The 2,553-nt window shown below is 69.1% G+C and carries 4 protein-coding genes; 2 read left to right on the forward strand and 2 right to left on the reverse strand.

The genetic code is table 11. The features are described 5' to 3' along the window. Window positions 1-170 precede the first annotated feature (170 nt). Entirely contained in the window at window positions 171-320 is a 150-nt protein-coding gene (locus AC1D15_RS26525; RefSeq protein WP_477828348.1) for a hypothetical protein, read from the forward strand. Here the strand turns inward: AC1D15_RS26525 and AC1D15_RS26530 are convergent, their stop codons facing one another. Then, on the reverse strand, window positions 321-1,043 hold the full coding sequence (locus AC1D15_RS26530; protein WP_477828349.1) for a Crp/Fnr family transcriptional regulator: 723 nt from the start codon (window positions 1,041-1,043) through the stop codon (window positions 321-323). 60 nt (window positions 1,044-1,103) lie between these two features. Next, complete coding sequence (locus AC1D15_RS26535; protein ID WP_477828350.1) at window positions 1,104-1,820, reverse strand: Crp/Fnr family transcriptional regulator; 717 nt, start codon at window positions 1,818-1,820, stop codon at window positions 1,104-1,106. Between the two features lie 318 nt (window positions 1,821-2,138). Here AC1D15_RS26535 and AC1D15_RS26540 point away from each other — a divergent pair. Next, on the forward strand, window positions 2,139-2,553 hold a 415-nt coding region (locus tag AC1D15_RS26540; protein WP_477828351.1), incomplete at its 3' end, for a histidine kinase dimerization/phospho-acceptor domain-containing protein.

A 2,553-nucleotide genomic window follows, 5' to 3' on the forward strand; every position in this document is an offset into this window, starting at 1 on the left:
TGATCGACCAGGGCGTCACCGCCGATCGGCTGCGCACGCGCGGCTACGGCGAGGCCTACCCCGTCGCCAGCAACGACAGTGCCGCGGGCCGGCAGATGAACCGTCGCGTCGAGATCATCCTCTCGGATGAGAACGGCGTGTCCAAGCCACGCTGAAATCGGGAGACCACCATGTCCAAGGAACGCAAGCACGGCAACAAGGAAGTGAAGAAGCCCAAGCAGGCGCAGCAGGCGCAGGCGCCGGTGGCCAAGCCGGGAACGCCGGTGCTGGCGATTCCGGCGATAGCGCCGGCCACGTCGGATCGCCAGCGCAAGCGGTGATCAGGCCGCGTTGATCGCCGGGGCCGGTGCCCGGCCGATCGACAGGCCGTAGATGCGCCGGTCGGCCAGGTAGCAGCTGCAGGCTGCCGCCTCCAGGCCGGCGCGGTCGATCACGCGCAACTCGCCGCGGCGATATTCGATCAGGCCCCCCGCCTGCAGCGCGCCGGCCGCGGCCGTCACGCCGACGCGCCGCACGCCCAGCATGTAGGCCAGGAACTCGTGCGTCATGTGGAAATGATCGGACTGCGCGCGGTCCTGGCTCATCAGCAGCCAGCGCGCCAGGCGCGGGCCGATCAGGTGGAAGCGCAGGCAGGCGGCCGAGCCGGCCAGCTGCGCCATCAGCACATTGACATAGCGGCCCAGGCTGCGCTGCAGCGCAGCGCTGTGCCCCAACTCGCGCCGGAATGGCGCGGCAGCAATGCGCAGCGCCGTGCCTGGCCCTTGCACCACCGCGTGCAGCGGCGCGATCGGCACCCCCAGCGCCACGTGCACGCCGAGCATGCCCTCGCGTCCCACCATGCCGACCTCCAGGCCGGGATGGGCATCCACCCGCGAGATCAGCGACACGAAGCCCTCCATCGGGAAGTACACGTGCCGGGTCGGTTGGCCCGCCTCGCTGAGTACCTCGGCGAGCGTCATCTCGACCGCCTCCCCCGCAGCGAGCAGGCGTTGGCGGTCCGCCCGCGGAAGCAGTTCAATCAGGCCGTTCTCGATGTTTTTCATGGCGCGGGCAGTCTGGGGCCTGCGTGGCCGCATCACCGTCTGCCAGCGTACACAGGGGGCTCAGCGGACCAGCCGCTCGGGCAGCAGCCGGTCGTATTCCTTCTTGACGACCGCATAGCACTCGCAGGTGCGTCGTTCCAGGCCGGGCCGGTCGAGCACCTTGATGCGCCCGCGCGCATAGCTGATCAGCCCGGCCTTCTGCAGCTTCAGCGCCGCCTCGGTGACGCCTTCGCGCCGCACGCCCAGCATGTTGGCAATCAGCTCTTGCGTCATCACGAGCTCGCTGCCGGTCAGCCGGTCCAGGCTCAGCAGCAACCAGCGGCACAGCTGCTGGTCGAGCGAGTGGTGGCGGTTGCACACCGCCGTCTGCGCCATCTGCGTGATCAGCGCCTGCGTGTAGCGCAGCAGCAGGTGCAGCACCGGCGCGCGGTTGAACTCGTCCTTGATCGTCGATGCCTTGAGCCGGTAGCCTTCGCCGGCACTTTGCACCACGGCGCGGCTGGGTGTCGACTCGCCCCCCATGAACAGCGAGATGCCGACGATGCCCTCGTTGCCGACCACGGCGATCTCGGCCGACGAGCCGTTCTCCATCACGTACAGCAGCGAGACGATGGCGTTGATGGGGAAGTAGACGTGGCTGAGCGTGCGCCCGGGTTCGTAGAGCACCTGGCCGAGGGTCAACTCGACCCATTCGAGCTGGGGCAGCCAGCGCTGCCACTCTTCATCGGGCAGGGCCGCCAGCAGCTGGTTCTGCTTCGGATCGGGGGAAAGGATCATGTCTCGAAGCTCCGTCACATTGTCGGAGCCGGCACAGAACGCGTACCGCCCGATGCCACCGATGGTGGCAACTATAGGCGCTGGCGAGGCCTCTGTATGTTCGATATCGAACATACAGAGGCCTCGCCAGGCTGGCCGCCGGGCGATGCAGCGTTCGTCAGCGCACAGACCGGTTCGGGACGGCCCGGCAGACTGGCCGACGGAGCGCTCTCCCATTCCAAAAGGAAGCCTGCGCACCCGGGCAGGTCGATTCGCCGCCCCGGAGCCCCAGGACTTCCCGCCTGACCCACAAGCGCTCCGTTTCGGAAGGACGCCGCCATGTCTGTCACCCTTCACCCGTTCGACGCCCCCGGCGGACCACCCCCCAAGAAGACGCTCTCCACGCGCCGCCACAGTGCGGCAGATGCCCTCAGGCGCGACGCGTCGCGCCTCCCCGTGTTCGGCCGGCATGCCGATGCCGCGGCGCCCGCCACCGGCCGGCGCGCGCGTGCGACGTTGGCGCGGCTGCGAGAGGTCAACGCGCAGTTGCTGCAGGCCGTGCTGCTGGCGCAGCGCGCGCAGCGGCAGGCAGAACTGACGCTGAGTCGCCAGACCCAGCGGATGGCCGTCGTGGCCCACGAACTGCGCAATCCGCTGATGACCCTGTGCACCACGGCCACGCTGCTGCCGCGCGTCGCTGCCGACAAGGTGACGCGCCTGCTGGAGATCATCGAACGGCAGACCGGGCGCATGT

The organism is Rhizobacter sp. P2_H2 (genome assembly GCF_056403375.1).

Excerpts from the sequence above, each read along its gene's own strand:
- AC1D15_RS26525 (WP_477828348.1), top strand. The coding sequence starts at position 171 with ATGTCCAAGGAACGCAAGCACGGCAACAAGGAAGTGAAGAAGCCCAAG.
- AC1D15_RS26530 (WP_477828349.1), bottom strand. The coding sequence starts at position 1,043 with ATGAAAAACATCGAGAACGGCCTGATTGAACTGCTTCCGCGGGCGGAC.
- AC1D15_RS26535 (WP_477828350.1), bottom strand. The coding sequence starts at position 1,820 with ATGATCCTTTCCCCCGATCCGAAGCAGAACCAGCTGCTGGCGGCCCTG.